Consider the following 16,585-nt stretch of genomic DNA (forward strand, 5'->3'; position numbering starts at 1 on the left):
TGGCGAAGTGGGGGGCCGGCCGGCCCCGGTGGTCAGGAGCCGGCCGGCAGCGGATCAGACGTCCTCGACGGACGACGGCTCGCGGCGGGACAGGTCGATGCCCAGCTCCTCCGCGGCCCGGAACACCTCGTCGTCGGTGTCGCGCAGCTCGATCGCCTGCCCGTCGCCGGACAGCACCTCCACGTTGAGGCAGAGCGACTGCAGCTCCTTGAGCAACACCTTGAACGACTCGGGGATGCCCGGCTCGGGGATGTTCTCGCCCTTGACGATGGCCTCGTAGACCTTGACCCGGCCGAGGATGTCGTCGGACTTGATGGTCAGCAGCTCCTGCAGGGCGTAGGCCGCGCCGTAGGCCTGCATCGCCCAGCACTCCATCTCACCGAAGCGCTGGCCACCGAACTGCGCCTTACCACCCAGCGGCTGCTGCGTGATCATCGAGTAGGGGCCGGTCGACCGGGCGTGGATCTTGTCGTCGACCAGGTGCAGCAGCTTCAGGATGTAGACGTAGCCCACCGAGATCGGCTCGGGGAACGGCTCGCCGGAGCGGCCGTCGAACAGCCGCGCCTTGCCGGTCTCCTGGACCATCCGGTCGCCGTCGCGGTTCGGGGTCGTCGAGCCGAGCAGCCCGATGATCTCCTCCTCGCGGGCGCCGTCGAACACCGGCGTCGCGGTCCGCGTCCCCGGGGCGGCCGACTTGGCGGCCTCCGGCAGGTTGGCGGCCCACTCGGGGGTGCCCTCGACGTTCCAGCCCTGCTTGGCGATCCACCCGAGGTGGGTCTCCAGGACCTGGCCGACGTTCATCCGGCCGGGCACGCCCAGCGGGTTGAGCACGATGTCGACCGGGGTGCCGTCCTCGAGGAACGGCATGTCCTCCTGCGGCAGGATCTTCGCGATGACGCCCTTGTTGCCGTGGCGGCCGGCGAGCTTGTCGCCGTCGGAGATCTTGCGCATCTGGGCGACGTAGACCCGGATCAGCTCGTTGACGCCGGCGGGCAGCTCGTCGCCGTCCTCGCGGGAGAACACGCGGACGCCGATGACCTTGCCGGACTCACCGTGCTTGACCTTCAGCGACGTGTCGCGGACCTCGCGGGCCTTCTCGCCGAAGATCGCACGCAGCAGTCGCTCCTCGGGGGTCAGCTCGGTCTCGCCCTTCGGCGTCACCTTGCCGACGAGGATGTCGCCGGGGACGACCTCGGCACCGATGCGGATGATGCCGCGCTCGTCGAGGTCGGCGAGGACCTCCTCGGAGACGTTCGGGATGTCCCGGGTGATCTCCTCGGCACCGAGCTTGGTGTCGCGGGCGTCGACCTCGAACTCCTCGATGTGGATCGAGGACAGGACGTCGTCCTGCACGAGGCGCTGCGACAGGATGATCGCGTCCTCGTAGTTGTGGCCCTCCCACGGCATGAAGGCGACGAGCAGGTTCTTGCCCAGCGCCATCTCGCCCTGGTCGGTGCACGGCCCGTCGGCGATGACCTGGCCGACCTCGACCCGCTGACCCTCGTCGACGACGGGGGTCTGGTTGATCGAGGTGCCCTGGTTGGAGCGGCGGAACTTCAGCAGCCGGTAGGTCTGCCGGGTGCCGTCGTCGGCCATGACGGTGACGTAGTCGGCGGTGGAGTCCTCGACCACGCCGGCCTTCTCCGCGACCACGACGTCGCCGGCGTCGACGGCGGCACGCAGCTCCATGCCGGTGCCGACGAGCGGCGCCTCGCTGCGCAGCAGCGGGACGGCCTGACGCTGCATGTTCGCGCCCATGAGCGCGCGGTTGGCGTCGTCGTGCTCGAGGAACGGGATCATCGCCGTCGCGACCGAGGTCATCTGCCGCGGCGAGACGTCCATGTAGTCGACGCTCTCGGGGGCGAGGTAGTCGACCTCACCGCCCTTGGTGCGGACCAGGACGCGGTCCTCGGCGAAGCGGCCCTGCGCGTCCAGCGGCGAGTTGGCCTGGGCGACGACGAAGCGGTCCTCCTCGTCGGCGGTCAGGTACTCGATCTGGTCGGTGACCACGCCGTTCTCGACCCGCCGGTAGGGGGTCTCGATGAAGCCGAAGGCGTTGACGCGGCCGTAGGCCGACAGCGAGCCGATCAGGCCGATGTTCGGACCCTCGGGGGTCTCGATCGGGCACATCCGGCCGTAGTGGCTCGGGTGCACGTCGCGGACCTCCATGCCGGCCCGCTCACGCGACAGACCACCCGGGCCCAGCGCCGACAGGCGGCGCTTGTGGGTCAGGCCCGCGAGCGGGTTGGTCTGGTCCATGAACTGCGACAGCTGGCTGGTGCCGAAGAACTCCTTGATGGAGGCGACGACCGGCCGGATGTTGATCAGGGTCTGCGGCGTGATCGCCTCGACGTCCTGGGTCGTCATCCGCTCGCGGACGACGCGCTCCATGCGGGAGAGGCCGACCCGGATCTGGTTCTGGATCAGCTCACCGACGGTGCGCAGCCGGCGGTTGCCGAAGTGGTCGATGTCGTCGACGCCGTGGTCGGGCTCGCCGGCGTGCAGCCGCACGACGTACTCGATGGTGGCGACGATGTCGTCCTCGGTCAGCGTCAGGGTGGCCTGCGGCACCTCGACGCCCAGCTTCTTGTTGACCTTGTAGCGGCCGACCTTGGCCAGGTCGTAGCGCTTGGGGTTGAAGAAGAGGTTCTCCAGCAGCGCCTGGGCGCTCTCCCGCGTCGGCGGCTCACCCGGCCGCAGCTTGCGGTAGATGTCGAGCAGCGCCTCGTCCTGCCCTGCGATGTGGTCCTTCTCCAGGGTGGCCAGGACCGTGGGCGACCACTGGAAGTGCTCGCGGATGCGGTCCTCGGTCCAGCCCAGCGCCTTGAGCAGCACGGTGACCGGCTGGCGGCGCTTGCGGTCGATGCGGACGCCGACGGTGTCGCGCTTGTCGACGTCGAACTCCAGCCACGCCCCGCGGCTGGGGATGACCTTGGCGCTGAAGACGTCCTTGTCGGAGGTCTTGTCCAGGGTCTTGTCGAAGTAGACGCCCGGGCTGCGCACGAGCTGGGAGACGACGACGCGCTCGGTGCCGTTGATGACGAACGTGCCCTTGTTCGTCATGATCGGGAAGTCGCCCATGAACACCGTCTGCGACTTGATCTCGCCGGTGGTGTTGTTCATGAACTCCGCGGTGACGAACAGCGGCGCCGCGTAGGTCATGTCCTTGTCCTTGCACTCCTCGAGGGACGCCTTGACGTCCTCGAAGCGCGGGTTGGAGAAGGACAGCGACATCGAGCCGCTGAAGTCCTCGATCGGGGAGATCTCCTCGAGGATCTCGGCCAGGCCGCCGACGGCGGAGGCCTGCTCCTCGGGCGAGAGGGTGGCGCGCCACTCGGGGCTGCCGATCAGCCAGTCGAAGGACGCGGTCTGCAGGGCGAGCAGGTCCGGGACCTCGAGGGGCTCGGAGATCTTCGCGAACGAGACCCGGAGCGGTGCGCCGGGGATCTTCTGCTGGTCGGCCTCACCGGTGCGCGGGCCGGCCGAGGGAGTCTGGTTCTGCTGGCCGTAGCCGCCGGACTCGGTGGTGCTGGGGGAGATGCTGGTGGGGCGAGAGCCTGCCAAGATGCGTCCTTCCAAGGACCTCACGACGTGCGGGCGGTGGGTGCGGTTCGTCCTGGGTCGTCGTCGGTTTCGGCGGGGCTGTCCGCGGCGACCGGCCCGCTCGGTCGACCGGGCGCCCGGAGGATCCCGGGCACCCCAGGCGACCCGGCTCGGCGGGCAGGCAGTCAGGGGGCAGCGCAACAGAGAACCCTACCCCTGCTGACGGGGGCTGTCCACGTCGGGGGGTGAGGGGCGACCCACACCACGACCCGGGAAGGACGGCGTCCGGCAGACCGGGCGGCGTTCCGCGTCGCCATGATGCCAGCCGGGAGGGCCGGTTGTCTCCGCCACGCCGCCGGGATCCCGCCCGGGGTGGCCGCGGGCCCCTCCCCCGGACGCCACAGGGGCCGCCCTCCCGGAGGAGGACGGCCCCTGTGTGCGGCGGAACGCCGCGAGGTGACGCGGTGGAACGGCCCCGGCGCAGGGTCCCGGCCCGAGCGGAGCGAGGGCTGGGGGGCGCCGGGGTCCTTCTACTTGACGGTGACGGTGGCGCCGGCGCCCTCGAGGGCGGCCTTGGCCTTCTCGGCAGCGTCCTTGGCGACCTTCTCCAGGACCGGCTTCGGCGCGCCGTCGACCAGGTCCTTGGCCTCCTTGAGGCCGAGCGAGGTCAGGCCGCGCACCTCCTTGATGACCTGGATCTTCTTGTCGCCGGCGCTCTCGAGGATGACGTCGAACTCGTCCTGCTCCTCGGCGGCGGGGGCGCCACCGTCGCCACCGCCACCGGCGGGGGCGGCGGCCGCGACGGCGACCGGGGCGGCAGCGGTGACCTCGAAGGTCTCCTCGAACTGCTTCACGAAGTCGGACAGCTCGAGCAGCGTCATCTCCTTGAACGCGTCGAGCAGCTCCGTGGTGGACAGCTTGGCCATGATCTCTCCTTCTGGGGTCAGTCGGTGCCGGCCGCGGCGTCCGCGGTCTCGGCGGTGTCGGTGGTGGTGTCGGCGGCAGCGGTGTCGGCGGCGGGAGCGGCGGGGCCCTCGGCGGACTCCTTCTTCTCCTGCAGCGCCGCGGCCAGGCGGGCGACCTGCGACAGCGGGGCCTGGAACAGGCCGGCGGCCTTGGTCAGGTTGCCCTTCATCGCGCCGGCCAGCTTGGCCAGCAGCACCTCGCGCGGCTCGACGTCGGCCAGGGCGGTGACCTCGGCGGGGCCGACGGTGCGGCCCTCGACGACGCCGCCCTTGACGACGAGCAGCGGGTTGGCGCGCGCGAAGTCGCGGATGGCCTTGGCGGCCTCGACGACGTCGCCCTCGATGAAGGCGATCGCGGTGGGGCCGTTGAGCAGCGGGGCCAGGTCGGCGTGGCCGACCTCGTCCGCCGCCCGCTTCGTCAGGGTGTTCTTGACGACGGCGTAGCTGCTGCCCGCACCGAGGGAACGACGCAGCTGGGTCAGCTGCGACACGGTGAGCCCGCGGTACTCGGTGAGCACGGCCGCGCTGGACTTCTGGAACCGCTCGGTGATCTCGTCGATCACCGCGGCCTTCGCCTGCGTGGGCATGGGCCTCCTCTCGTCGGACGGGCGACCGCCCGTGCGCCGCACGGGGCGCGGCGATCGGGGCCCGGAGACGAGGAACGCCCCGGCGCAGGGCGCACGGGGCGAGGGACGCGGGCGGCGCAGCGCCCGGTCGATCGAACCGTCCTCCTGCGCGGGCCGCCCGGGGATCCGGGACCTTCGATCGCACGCGGACGTGCGACGACCAGCGGTCGTGGGGGGAACGCCGCCCAGCGTACACGCTGCCGGAGCGGCGCCCGTGTCGCCGTCGTCACCGGGCGGACCCCGGTCGAGATCACGTGATCTCGCACGCGCCAGCGCTCGTCCCGCGTCGAGATCACGGGATCTCGACGGGAGTCCCCTCGCAGACGCGCGGAGGCCCCGCGGCGCGGTGCGCTGCGGGGCCTCCGGGGACGTGCCGGTGCGGTCCCCTCGCAGGGTCCCGCCGCGAGCCGACTCAGGCGGTGGGCTCGTCCACCGTCAGGTTGCGGGTGCGGTTCGGGTCGACCGGGATGCCGGGGCCCATGGTGGTGGAGATGGTGACCTTCTTGAGGTACCGGCCCTTGGCCGCGGCCGGCTTGGCGCGCAGCACCTCGTCGAGCGCGGCGGCGTAGTTCTCGACCAGCCGCGTCTCGTCGAAGGAGGTCTTGCCGATCACCAGGTGCAGGTTGGCCTGCTTGTCGACGCGGAAGTTGATCTTCCCGCCCTTGATGTCGGCGACGGCCTTGGTGACGTCGGGGGTCACCGTGCCGGTCTTCGGGTTCGGCATGAGGCCGCGGGGGCCGAGGATGCGCGCGATGCGGCCGACCTTGGCCATCTGGTCGGGGGTGGCGATCGCGGCGTCGAAGTCCAGGAAGCCCTCCTGGATGCGCGCGATCAGGTCGTCGGAGCCGACGACGTCGGCGCCGGCGGCCTCGGCCTCGGCGGCCTTGTCACCGGTCGCGAAGACGATGACGCGGGCGGTCTTGCCGGTGCCGTGCGGCAGGTTCACCGTGCCGCGGACCATCTGGTCGGCCTTGCGCGGGTCGACGCCGAGCCGCATGGCCACCTCGACGGTGGCGTCGTACGTCGTCGGCGAGGTCTCCTTCGCCAGCCCCGCCGCCTGCAGCGGGCTGTAGAGCTTCTCGCGGTCGACCCTGGACGCCGCCTCGAGGTACTTCTTGCCGTGCTTCGCCATGGTGTGTCCTCTCCCCCGGCCCTGCGGCTCGGGGAGTCGTGTGGTCGACGGGCCTGGCGCGGCCCTCCCACGGTTGCTGTGCTCCGTGCAACGCCGGCCGGTGCCGGCGCCTTCCGTCAGCCGGTGACGGTGATGCCCATCGACCGGGCGGTGCCGGCGATGATCTTCTCGGCCTGGTCGAGGTCGTTGGCGTTGAGGTCGGCCATCTTGGTCTGGGCGATCTCGCGGACCTGGTCACGGGTGACCGTGGCGACCTTGGTCTTGTGCGGCTCGCCCGAGCCCTTCTCGACACCGGCGGCCTTGAGCAGCATGCGCGCGGCCGGCGGGGTCTTGGTGACGAAGGTGAACGAGCGGTCCTCGTAGACCGAGATCTCGACCGGGATCACGTTGCCGCGCTGCGACTCCGTGGCGGCGTTGTACGCCTTGCAGAACTCCATGATGTTGACGCCGTGCTGGCCCAGCGCCGGACCCACCGGCGGCGCGGGGGTGGCCGCACCGGCGTTGATCTGGAGCTTGATGACCGCGGTCAACCGCTTCCTGGGGGGCATGTCTTTCCTTCTTCGTGAGCGTTGTGCGTGGTGTTGGTTGGAAGGCCCCCTCGCGGGGTCCCACCCCGAGAGTGCGGGGCGAGGGGGTCCTCTCAGATCTTGGCGACCTGGGTGAACGACAGCTCGACCGGCGTCTCCCGGCCGAAGATGGAGACCAGCACCTGCAGCTTCTGCTGCTCGGCGTTGATCTGGTTGATGGTCGCCGGGAGGGTGGCGAACGGGCCGTCCATGACGGTGACCGACTCGCCGACCTCGAAGTCGACCACGGCGGTCGGCGCGGCGGCCGCGGCCGGCGACGCGGCCTCGGCGACCTTGGCCGCCTGCGGCGGCGCGTCGGGCACCAGCAGGTTGACGACCTCGTCGATGCTCAGCGGCGAGGGCCGCGAGGTGGCGCCCACGAAGCCGGTGACGCCGGGGGTGTTGCGGACCGCGCCCCAGGACTCGTCGTTGAGGTCCATCCGGACGAGCAGGTAGCCGGGCAGCTTCTTCCGGTTGACCTGGGTGCGCTTGCCGTTCTTGATCTCGGTGACCTCCTCGGTGGGCACCTCGATCTGGAAGATGTAGTCCTCCATGTCCAGCGACTGGATGCGGGACTCGAGGTTGGTCTTCACCTTGTTCTCGTAGCCCGCGTAGGAGTGGATGACGTACCAGTCGCCGAACTGCGTGCGCAGCGTCCGCTTGAGGGTCTCCCGCGGATCGGCGTCCTCCGCCTCGGCCTCGGCCAGGGCCTCGGTGACGATCGGGTCGTGGTCGGGCGCGGGCGCGGCCAGCGGGTCGCCGACCAGGCTGTCGCGGCCGCCGCTCTCGACCAGCGGGGTGACGTCGGCGACGCCGGTGGCGGTGTCCTGGTCGGTGGTGTCGGCCGAGCTCTCGGCCGCACCGGCCGCGTCGGCGCCGGTCTCGAGGTCGACGCTGCCGCGGACGTCGAGCCGCTCGTCGTCGAGGTCGATCGCCTCGACGTCGCTGTCGGTGTCGAAGGGCTCGCGGGGGTCGGTCACGGGGATCTCTTCCTTCTCGGGTGCGGGCGGGCGCGGGGCGGTCAGCCGAAGACGGCGAGCACGCCCTGCGCGAAGAGGACGTCCAGGCCCGCGACCAGGGCCACCATGAAGGCCACGAAGAGGATGACGACCGTGGTGTAGGTAATCAGCTCGCGGCGGCCGGGCCAGATCACCTTCCGCAGCTCGGCGACGACCTCGCGGAGGAAGCGGCGCAGGTCGCGGCGCCGGCGGACCTCGTCGGTGCGGGCGCGCTGGGCGGCGGCCCGGGACCGGGTCCCGGCCCCCTCCGACCGGCCGGCCGGGCGGCTGGTGCGCTCGCGCGCCGCGCGGCGGGTGCGGGCGGTCGCGGGCTCGTCGTCCTCGTCGTCGTCGGCGGTGATCCGGCCACCCCGGCGGCGGGCCGGGGTGGGGACGACCTTGTCCTCCTCGGCCGCGGCCTCGGCGGCGATCTCGTCCTCGGCGGCCTCGAGCTCGCCGGCGTCGTCGACGCCCGGGGCCTCGCGGTCGAGCTGCTCGTCGGTCAGCTCGGCGTCGGAGGCGGCGCGGGGGTCGTCCCCGCGGCCCGGCTTCTCGTCGCTCACTGCGCCTCGCTCGCGTCGTGGTGGTGGCCGCTGCTCTCCGGCCGTCTGGTGTCGTGCTCCCCGGACCGTGCGGCACCCGGGGCGGCACCGGCCGCGGCCGGCGCTGCCGGGACACGGGGCGGTGCCGGGTCGTGCTGCCCGCCGGCGGGACCGGCGGCACGGGCAGGGGTGACAGGACTTGAACCTGCAGCCTGCGGTTTTGGAGACCGCTGCTCTGCCAGTTGAGCTACACCCCTCGGGTCCGGGACCGCGGTCCCGGACTCCCCCGGAGCGGCCGCACCCGCCGGTCGGCGCGCGGTTCCCAGGAGGTCCCGGGGCACGCCGGTGGCGGGGTCGATCGCCCCAGGACAGCCAGTGTACGGGACCGCGGGCGCGGTCCGTGACCGCGCTCCGGGGACGCGCCCCGGACGGGGCCCCGGGCCGTGGCGCCGGGCCGTGGTGCCGACCGCCGACCGGGCCGCCCGGACGGCGGCCCCTCCGGCAGGATGGGTCCATGACCGCCGCCTCCCCGTCGGGGACCGCTGCCCTCTCCCCCGCCGACCGCCGCGTCTCGCGGCGCGTCGCGGCCATCACCGAGTCCGCGACGCTCGCGGTCGACGCCAAGGCCAAGGCGCTCAAGGCGGCGGGCAAGCCGGTCATCGGCTTCGGCGCCGGCGAGCCGGACTTCGCGACGCCGGACTACGTCGTCGAGGCCGCCGTCGCCGCCTGCCGCCAGCCGGCGATGCACCGCTACACCCCAGCCGGGGGGCTGCCGGCGCTCAAGGAGGCGATCGTCGCCAAGACGGCGCGCGACTCGGGGCTGACCGTCACGCCCGCGCAGGTGCTGGTCACCAACGGCGGCAAGCAGGCCGTCTACGAGGCCTTCGCCGCGATGCTCGACCCGGGTGACGAGGTGCTCGTGCCCGCGCCGTACTGGACCACCTACCCGGAGGCGATCCGGCTGGCCGGCGGGGTGCCGGTGCCGGTGGTCGCCGACGAGGACAGCGGCTACCTGGTGACGGTCGACCAGCTCGAGGCCGCCCGCACCGAGCGGACGAAGGTGCTGCTGTTCGTCTCGCCGTCCAACCCGACGGGCGCGGTGTACCCGCCCGACCAGGTCGAGGCCATCGGGCGCTGGGCGCTGGAGGCCGGGCTGTGGGTGCTCACCGACGAGATCTACGAGCACCTGACCTACGGCGGGGCCACCGCGCCGTCGGTGCCGGTGGTGGTGCCCGAGCTCGCCGACCGCTGCGTCGTCGTCAACGGCGTGGCCAAGACCTACGCCATGACCGGGTGGCGGGTGGGCTGGATGGTCGGGCCGGCCGACGTCGTCAAGGCGGCGACCAACCTGCAGTCGCACGCGACGTCGAACGTCGCCAACGTGTCCCAGGCGGCCGCGGTGGCCGCCCTCACCGGCGACCTGTCGGCGGTGGCGCAGATGCGGACGGCGTTCGACCGCCGGCGACAGACGATCGTGTCGATGCTGCGGGAGATCCCGGGCGTGACGTGCCCGGAGCCGCAGGGTGCGTTCTACGTCTACCCGTCGGTCAAGGGCCTGCTCGGCCGGCCGGTCAACGGGCGGACGGCGTCGTCGAGCGTCGAGTTCGCCGAGATCGTCCTGGAGGAGGCCGAGGTCGCCGTCGTCCCCGGGGAGGCCTTCGGCACGCCCGGCTACGTGCGGATGTCCTACGCGCTCGGCGACGACGACCTGGTCGAGGGCGTCTCGCGGCTGCAGCGGCTGCTGTCCTGAGTCAGTCCGTGTCGTCCTCGTCGAGGGCGCCGGCGGCCACGAGCACGTCGAGGGCGGCCGGCAGGTCGGCGAGGGCGGCGGCGACGTCGTCGGGTGTGGCGATGGTCCAGGCGTTGCGCTGCACGTAGCAGCGCAGCGCGGCGTCGAACGGCCCGGCCCCGGCGGCGTCGCGGGCGGCGAGCAGCGCGGCCGCCCCCTTGCCGTACACGGCGGCGAAGTACTCGTCGGTGCCGGCGAACTCGTCCATCGCCGCACCGACGTCGCCGGGGACGCCCAGCGCCCGGTCCAGGGTCTCGCGCGACGCCTGGTCGTCGACCGCCTCGGCGTAGGTGGCGAAGGCCTCGTCCAGCCACGGGTCGCGGAACTGCGAGTCGCCGACCATGCCGTAGAACCACATGTGCGCGACCTCGTGCACGAGCACCGGGCGGTCGGCGCCGGCCAGCAGGATCGAGCTCGGGTATTCGATGCCACCGCCCTCGACGGGCAGCAGCGGCACGGTGAGCGTGTCGTAGGGGAACGCGCCGAACCGGTCGGCGAGCCCCGTGACGGCGTCGGCGGTCCAGTCCGCGAGCTCGCCGGGCCCGACGGGGGCGTTCCCCAGCACGCCGGTGGTGATCTCCACCCCCGCTGCGGTGGTGAGCCCGGCGGTGCGGAACGGGCCGACGGCGACGCTGACGTCGCGGGCCACCGGCTCACGGGAGGTCCAGCTGCGCCGGCCGCCCTCGGCCGCGGAGGGCTCCTCCTGCGCGCCGGTCACGAGCACGGTCAGGTCCTCGGGGGCGTCGACGGTGACCGTGGTGTCGGCGACCGGGCTGGTCGCCGTCTCGCCGAGGATCCCCACGAACGGGTCGCGGGCCCACCCGGCGCCGGGCTCCCAGGCCAGCAGCGGGAAGCCACTGGCCCACCATGCGGTGCCCTCGGCCGAGCCGAACCGCTCGAAGCCGCCCTGGCCCAGCGACAGCGTGAAGTCCAGCTCCACCTCGGTGGACTCCCCGGCCGCCAGGTCGCCGTCGAGCTGCAGCACGTAGAGCCCGCCGGGGCCGTCCGCGCCGGCGTCCTCGTACCCGGCCTGGTCGACGTCGTCGCCGCGGACGTCGTCGACGGTGAGCCGGTTGCCGAGCCCGGCGGCGGCCGGGCCGTTGGGGACCAGCCGGAAGACCAGCTCGTCGGTGGCGACGTCGGGGGTGAAGACGACGCTCTCGGTGCCGGTGACGGTGCGCAGGTCGTCCGACAGCCGGAAGTCCAGGTCGACGACGGGACGGTCGGGGTCGGGAGCGGCGCGCTCGGCCGGGCAGCGGTCCTCGTCGTCCGCGGCGCCCGCGTCGTCCGACGGCGTGGCCGGCGCGGTCGCGGTCCCGGTCGTCGTCTCGCTCGTGGCGAGCGTGTCGGTGAACGACGTGCAGCCGCACACCAGCAGGGCCGCGGCGGCCAGCGCCCCCCGCCGGAGCGTCATGCCAGGGCGACGGTGGCGCGGGCCAGCGAGAGGACCTTCTCGCCGCCGCTGGTGACCGTGAGGTCGACGCGGACGCGGCCGCCGTCGAGGACGGCGCCGACCCTCCCGCGGACGGTGACCTCGGCGCCGGTGTCGTCGTCGGGGACGACGACCGGCCGGCCGAAGCGGACCTGGTACTCGACGACGGCGGCGGGGTCGCCGGCCCAGTCGGTGACGGTGCGGGCGGCCAGGCCCATGGTGAGCATCCCGTGGGCGATGACGCCGGGGAGGCCCACGCCGGTGGCGACGCGGTCGCTCCAGTGGATCGGGTTGAGGTCACCGGAGGCGCCGGCGTAGCGGACCAGGTCCGCACGGGTCACCCGGTGGGTCTGCTCGGGCAGCTCGGTGCCGACGGCGACGTCCGCGGCGCGCAGGCGGGCGCTCACGCCGTGCCCCGCGCGACGAGCAGCGAGGTGGCGGTGCAGACGGCCTCGCCGTCCTCGGTGGCGACGTCGACCCGGGTGGTGAGCATGTCGTTGCCGGCCACGGTGCGCACCGCCTCGATCGTCGTGGTGCTGACCAGCCGGTCGCCGGCCCGGATGGGGCGGTGGTGGGTGAAGCGCTGCTCGCCGTGCACGACGCGGCTGTAGTCGAGGGCCACGTCGGGGTCGGCGATGACGACGTCGGCCGCGCCGAGGGTGACCACGATGGCGAAGGTGGGCGGCGCGACGACGTCGGCGTGGCCGAGCGCGCGGGCGGCCGACGGGTCGGTGTGGGCCGGGTCGGTGGCCCCGACCGCGGCGGCGAACTCGGCGATCTTCGCGCGGCCGACCTCGTAGACGGCGGAGGGCGGGTAGCTGCGCCCGACCAGTCCTGCGTCCAGCGCCACTCCCGCCCTCCCTCTTCCGTCGCGGACCGGCGTCAGCGGGTCTCGCGGTGCACGGTGTGCCGCCGGTCGCGGGGGCAGAACTTCTTCAGCTCGAGCCGGTCGGGGTCGTTGCGCCGGTTCTTGCGGGTGATGTAGTTCCGGCTCTTGCACTCCTGGCAGGCCAGGGTGATCTTCGGACGGACGTCGGTGGCTGCCATGGAGGCACTCCTCGCCTTGTGCGGACCGGCCCGCTGCGGGCCGGTTGACCGTGCCGGCAGGTGCCGACACGGCGACGGACCCCGGTGCCCGGGGTCCGTCTGGGGTAGCGGTGACCGGATTTGAACCGGTGACACAGCGATTATGAGCCGCTTGCTCTGCCTGGCTGAGCTACACCGCCGGGAGGACCGCGCGGCCCGGTCTCGCGACTGGACCGGTGGTCGGAGCCCCTTTACGGAATCGAACCGTAGACCTTCTCCTTACCATGGAGACGCTCTGCCGACTGAGCTAAAGGGGCCTGCTCCGAGGAGCCGGGGAGAACTGTACCCGATGCCCCCGGCGGCCTCTGCGGGGGGCCTGCCTCAGGCGCGGACGAACAGCCGGCGGTGCTGGGCACCCGGCGCCGCCGAGCGCACGCCGGTGCGGGCCAGCAGCCAGCTCTCCAGCCGCTCGTCCGGCAGCGGCCGGCTGACCAGGAAGCCCTGCAGCTTGTCGCAGCCCATCTCGGTGAGCAGCTTGCGGGTGAGCTCGTCCTCGACGCCCTCGGCGACGACGCGCAGGCCCAGGTTGTGCGCCAGCTCGATGATCGAGCGGGCGATGAAGGACTCGCCCTGGCTGGTGGACATCCCCAGCACGAAGGACTTGTCGATCTTGACCTCGTCGATGGGCAGCTGCCGCAGCTGCGACAGCGACGAGTAGCCGGTGCCGAAGTCGTCCATCGACAGCCGCAGGCCCAGCGCGTGCAGGTCCTCGAGCAGCGAGCTCGAGCGCACCGAGTCGTCGACGACGCTGCCCTCGGTGAGCTCGAGGATGAGCAGCTCGCCCGGGACGCCGTGGCGGCGCAACGCCCGCTGCACCCGCTCGACCAGGTCGGGCTCGGCCAGGCAGCGCGCGGAGAGGTTGACCGCCACCGACAGGCCGATGTCCTGGTCCAGCCACCGGCGGCAGCGGGCCAGCGCCAGGTCGAGCACGTGGTCGGTCAGCGGGCCGATCCGGCCGATCTGCTCGGCGAGGTGGATGAACTCGTCCGGCGGGATGGCGCCGAAGCGCGGGTGGGCCCAGCGCACCAGCGTCTCCACCGAGACGATGTCGGAGGTCCGGGCGTCGATGATCGGCTGGAAGACCACGCTGATCTGCCCGTCGGCCATCGCCTGCTCGAGCTCCGTGCCCAGCTGCAGGCGGCGCAGGCTCTGCTGGTCGAGGACCTGGTGGTAGCTGGCCACGCCGGAGCTGTCGGTGGCGGCGAGCAGGGCGACGTCGGCACGCTGCATGAGGGTGCCGGAGTCGGTGCCGTGCACCGGCGCGGCGACCACGCCGATGGTCAGCGTGACCTCGAGGTCCAGGCCGGCGACGCGGGCGCGGGTGGAGGCCGCCTCGCGCAACCGGCGCGCGGCCCGCTCGGTGGCGGCCAGCGACAGCCCCGGCAGCAGGACGGCGAACTGCTCGCCCTCCATGCGCGCCACGAGGGCGTCCGGCGGCGCGTGCTCGCGCAGCAGGCCGGCGGTCACGAGGAGGAGCTCGTCGGCGGCGGCGTGGCCGAGCGTGTCGACGATCTCGGTGTGGTTGCCCAGGGCGGCCAGCACCAGCCCGGCCCGCGCGCCCACCGGGTCGGCCTCGAGCAGCTGGTCGATCTCGACGGCGAGCCGCTGCCGGTTGGGCAGGCCGGTCAGCCGGTCGTGGTCGGCGTCGTAGCGGATCTGGGTGAGCAGCTGCTGCTGGCGGATGGCCGCGTTGACGTGGGTGAGCATCGAGTCCAGCGCCGAGCGGTCGCTGCCGGAGAAGGACACGACGTCGCTGCGCCGGTCGCAGACCTCGAGGTAGCCGGGCTCGCCGGCCGCCGTGGCGACCGGGGCCCCGAGCACCTCCTGGGCGCCGCGACGGGCGAGGGCTGCGGCCTCGGCGGCGTCCGCCCGGGCCACGGTGACCAGGACCGGCTCCACCGAGCCGGGGGTCAGCGCCCGCTGACGCAGGACGTCCTCGGGGTCGGCGGGCCCGTCGTACCAGGTGACGCCGCCGTCACCGGCCACGACCAGGCGGGGCGGCTCGTCGAGGTAGGGCGGCAGCCACAGCGCGACCTTGTCGGCGTTGAGCAGCTCCTTGACCGCCTCGGCGATGCGTCGCGGCCCGTCCTCGTCCGAGGAGATCTGCTCCACCCGCCGAGCGAACTCGTACACCTGCTGGACGGTCCGCCGTTCGCGCAGGGCCGAAGCCGACAGCCGGAACACCGCCACCATGCCGATGAGCACGGGCAGGATGAGCAGCCACGCCCAGGGCGTGGAGTGCGCCAGCAGGACCGCCCCGACCCCGGCGGCCACGCTCAGTGGCCCCACGACGAACTGCGGCAGGAGGGCGCCGATCCAGAAGCGCCTGTCGAGTCGACCGTCGGTCAACCGGATGATCGCAGCCACGCAGACCGCTGAGACCACGTCAGCGACGGTGACCGCGACGACGAGTGCCGCCCACGTGACGGGCTGGTCGATGTCGGCGGCAGGGAACAGGCGCAGCACCGCCACGGCCGCGGTCACCTCGAGAACAGCGAGCGCGACGTTGAAGACGACCTTCATCGGCGCGTACTGCTGGCGGAGGAGGACGAAGAGGACGGCGAGCCCTCGGGCCACCGCGGCCCACAGGCCACCCAGTTCGACGAGGCCGATGACGACGACGAGTTCCATCGGTGTGACCTGGAAGGTCTGACGCCGGACCTCGATGTCCAGTTGGACGGACTCGGTGACCACGAAGGCGACGAAGACCGCCGCGAGCGCCAACACGGAGGGGACCTGCCAGGTGGGCGGCAGGAACAGCCCTGCCAGCACGAGCGCCAACCCCGCCATGCCACTGATCGGCACCCACGGCCGAGGTAGGTTCAGGGCAGGCTGCGGACGAGCGGGAGCCGAGGGCTCGCTGCGCTCGAGGGCATGGGCCTGAGGCTCGGCCAACGGGACCCTGTCTGCTGGATGGGGTGGGCGTCGGCAGAGGCTAACAGTGGACGCTGTGGGCGTCCTCACCCTTCAGAGGCGGTCGTCGGCCCTGGCGACCGCTACCCCGGGACGACCGCCAGGGTCACACGCCCCAGCGGTTGCCCCGTCCCCAGCGGTTGCCCCGGCCCCAGCGGTTGCCCCGGCCCCAGCGATTGCCGCGCAGGGACTCGGTCGAAGACATGGTGGTGCTCATGACGCCTCCTCAGGCATGAAGGGACAGCTGTTGACCTGCGGCTGTCACCCGGGCGCGGGAGCAGGGCGTCTGTCGTGTACGGACCGCGACGGAGACACTGCTGGCTTCACCCGCGCGCGTCAAGTACAGAGAATCACGATCGGGTGACACGCCGTTACTTTGTGACACCAGGTCAACTGGAGACCCCTCAGTGTCACTTGAGCGGGTGAAGGGTGTCCCGCGGTGGGCGGAGCCCCTGGGGACGACCGGCGGACGGGGTGCCGGGCGGCCCTACGCTGCCCGCCGTGCCGACGGCGGACCAGTCAGTGCCCGACCACCCCGGCGAGCGCGGGTCCGCCCTCCCCTTCGTACTCGTCTGCTGGCTGGTGGCGGTGTTCATGGTCCTCGGGGCCATCGCGGCCTCCGACGCCTTCCACGAGCGGCAGGACCTGCAGGCGGCGTGCGACGGCGCCGCCCTGGCCGCGGCCAACCGGACCGACGAGGACCGCGTGTACGCCACGGGCGTCGGCACGACGCTGCCGCTGACCACCGAGACCGCGCGGGCCGCCGTCGCCGACCACCTCGCCGACGGCGGGACCGCCGTCGACACCTGGTCGGCCGAGACCGACGGTACCGAGGTGACCGTCCGCTGCGGCCGTTCGGTGGACGTCGCCTTCGGCTGGCTGTTCCTCGGCGGCCGGCCCCTGCAGGTCGACGCCGTCGCCGGCGCGCGGGCACCGACGCTGGGCTGACGCCGGACGCACAGCGGCCCCCGACCCGCCGGTCGGGGGGCGCTG

Annotated in this window: 14 protein-coding genes and 3 tRNA genes; 2 read left to right on the plus strand and 15 right to left on the minus strand. The window is 72.8% G+C overall.

Annotation, left to right across the window (positions count from 1 at the left end):
- Positions 1-54: 54 nt before the first annotated feature.
- The 8 genes from rpoB to ACI8AD_RS03980 all read right to left on the minus strand — a co-directional run bounded on the left by rpoB (position 55) and on the right by ACI8AD_RS03980 (position 8,629).
- Complete coding sequence (rpoB, locus tag ACI8AD_RS03945; RefSeq protein ID WP_456869235.1) at positions 55-3,564, minus strand: DNA-directed RNA polymerase subunit beta; 3,510 nt, start codon at positions 3,562-3,564, stop codon at positions 55-57.
- A gap of 509 nt (positions 3,565-4,073) precedes the next feature.
- Positions 4,074-4,469 carry a 50S ribosomal protein L7/L12 gene (gene rplL / locus ACI8AD_RS03950; RefSeq protein ID WP_089402097.1) on the minus strand — a complete coding sequence of 132 codons (396 nt, stop codon included), beginning with the start codon at positions 4,467-4,469 and terminating at the stop codon, positions 4,074-4,076.
- Positions 4,470-4,486: 17 nt separating this feature from the next.
- Positions 4,487-5,095, minus strand: coding sequence for a 50S ribosomal protein L10 (gene rplJ, locus ACI8AD_RS03955; RefSeq protein ID WP_456869236.1), 609 nt, complete (start codon positions 5,093-5,095; stop codon positions 4,487-4,489).
- A 451-nt stretch (positions 5,096-5,546) separates the two neighbouring features.
- The gene (gene rplA, locus ACI8AD_RS03960) at positions 5,547-6,266 is read right to left on the minus strand and encodes a 50S ribosomal protein L1 (protein WP_456869237.1); all 720 of its coding nucleotides are present in this window, start codon (positions 6,264-6,266) and stop codon (positions 5,547-5,549) included.
- 116 nt (positions 6,267-6,382) lie between these two features.
- Positions 6,383-6,814 carry a 50S ribosomal protein L11 gene (rplK, locus tag ACI8AD_RS03965; RefSeq protein WP_456540959.1) on the minus strand — a complete coding sequence of 144 codons (432 nt, stop codon included), beginning with the start codon at positions 6,812-6,814 and terminating at the stop codon, positions 6,383-6,385.
- 92 nt (positions 6,815-6,906) lie between these two features.
- The gene (gene nusG / locus ACI8AD_RS03970) at positions 6,907-7,812 is read right to left on the minus strand and encodes a transcription termination/antitermination protein NusG (protein ID WP_456869238.1); all 906 of its coding nucleotides are present in this window, start codon (positions 7,810-7,812) and stop codon (positions 6,907-6,909) included.
- A gap of 41 nt (positions 7,813-7,853) precedes the next feature.
- A complete protein-coding gene (gene secE / locus ACI8AD_RS03975; RefSeq protein WP_456869239.1) occupies positions 7,854-8,393 on the minus strand; it encodes a preprotein translocase subunit SecE in 540 nt (179 codons plus the stop codon).
- A gap of 163 nt (positions 8,394-8,556) precedes the next feature.
- Positions 8,557-8,629, minus strand: a tRNA-Trp gene (locus tag ACI8AD_RS03980).
- Between the two features lie 257 nt (positions 8,630-8,886).
- On the opposite strand from ACI8AD_RS03980, the gene ACI8AD_RS03985 reads away from it, so the two are divergent.
- Positions 8,887-10,122, plus strand: a complete 1,236-nt coding sequence (locus ACI8AD_RS03985; protein WP_456869240.1) for a pyridoxal phosphate-dependent aminotransferase — start codon at positions 8,887-8,889, stop codon at positions 10,120-10,122.
- 1 nt (position 10,123) lies between these two features.
- On the opposite strand, the gene ACI8AD_RS03990 is transcribed toward ACI8AD_RS03985, so the two are convergent.
- The 7 genes from ACI8AD_RS03990 to ACI8AD_RS04020 form a co-directional block, all read right to left on the minus strand.
- On the minus strand, positions 10,124-11,575 hold the full coding sequence (locus ACI8AD_RS03990; RefSeq protein ID WP_456869241.1) for a M1 family aminopeptidase: 1,452 nt from the start codon (positions 11,573-11,575) through the stop codon (positions 10,124-10,126).
- Positions 11,572-12,000 (minus strand): MaoC family dehydratase, encoded by a 429-nt coding sequence (locus ACI8AD_RS03995; RefSeq protein ID WP_456869242.1) that lies wholly within the window; start codon positions 11,998-12,000, stop codon positions 11,572-11,574. The genes ACI8AD_RS03990 and ACI8AD_RS03995 overlap by 4 nt, the downstream gene beginning before the upstream one ends.
- A complete protein-coding gene (locus ACI8AD_RS04000; protein WP_456869243.1) occupies positions 11,997-12,443 on the minus strand; it encodes an FAS1-like dehydratase domain-containing protein in 447 nt (148 codons plus the stop codon). Before ACI8AD_RS04000 ends, ACI8AD_RS03995 begins: the two co-directional genes overlap by 4 nt.
- A 32-nt stretch (positions 12,444-12,475) precedes the next feature.
- Complete coding sequence (gene rpmG / locus ACI8AD_RS04005) at positions 12,476-12,640, minus strand: 50S ribosomal protein L33 (protein WP_089303708.1); 165 nt, start codon at positions 12,638-12,640, stop codon at positions 12,476-12,478.
- A gap of 105 nt (positions 12,641-12,745) precedes the next feature.
- A tRNA-Met gene (locus tag ACI8AD_RS04010) sits at positions 12,746-12,819 on the minus strand.
- 44 nt (positions 12,820-12,863) lie between these two features.
- Positions 12,864-12,936 (minus strand) — tRNA-Thr (locus ACI8AD_RS04015).
- Between the two features lie 64 nt (positions 12,937-13,000).
- Positions 13,001-15,484 carry a putative bifunctional diguanylate cyclase/phosphodiesterase gene (locus ACI8AD_RS04020; RefSeq protein ID WP_456869244.1) on the minus strand — a complete coding sequence of 828 codons (2,484 nt, stop codon included), beginning with the start codon at positions 15,482-15,484 and terminating at the stop codon, positions 13,001-13,003.
- A gap of 609 nt (positions 15,485-16,093) precedes the next feature.
- Here ACI8AD_RS04020 and ACI8AD_RS04025 point away from each other — a divergent pair.
- On the plus strand, positions 16,094-16,540 hold the full coding sequence (locus tag ACI8AD_RS04025; RefSeq protein WP_456869245.1) for a pilus assembly protein TadG-related protein: 447 nt from the start codon (positions 16,094-16,096) through the stop codon (positions 16,538-16,540).
- Positions 16,541-16,585 lie beyond the last annotated feature (45 nt).

It is taken from the genome of Geodermatophilus sp. SYSU D00766 (assembly GCF_054049915.1).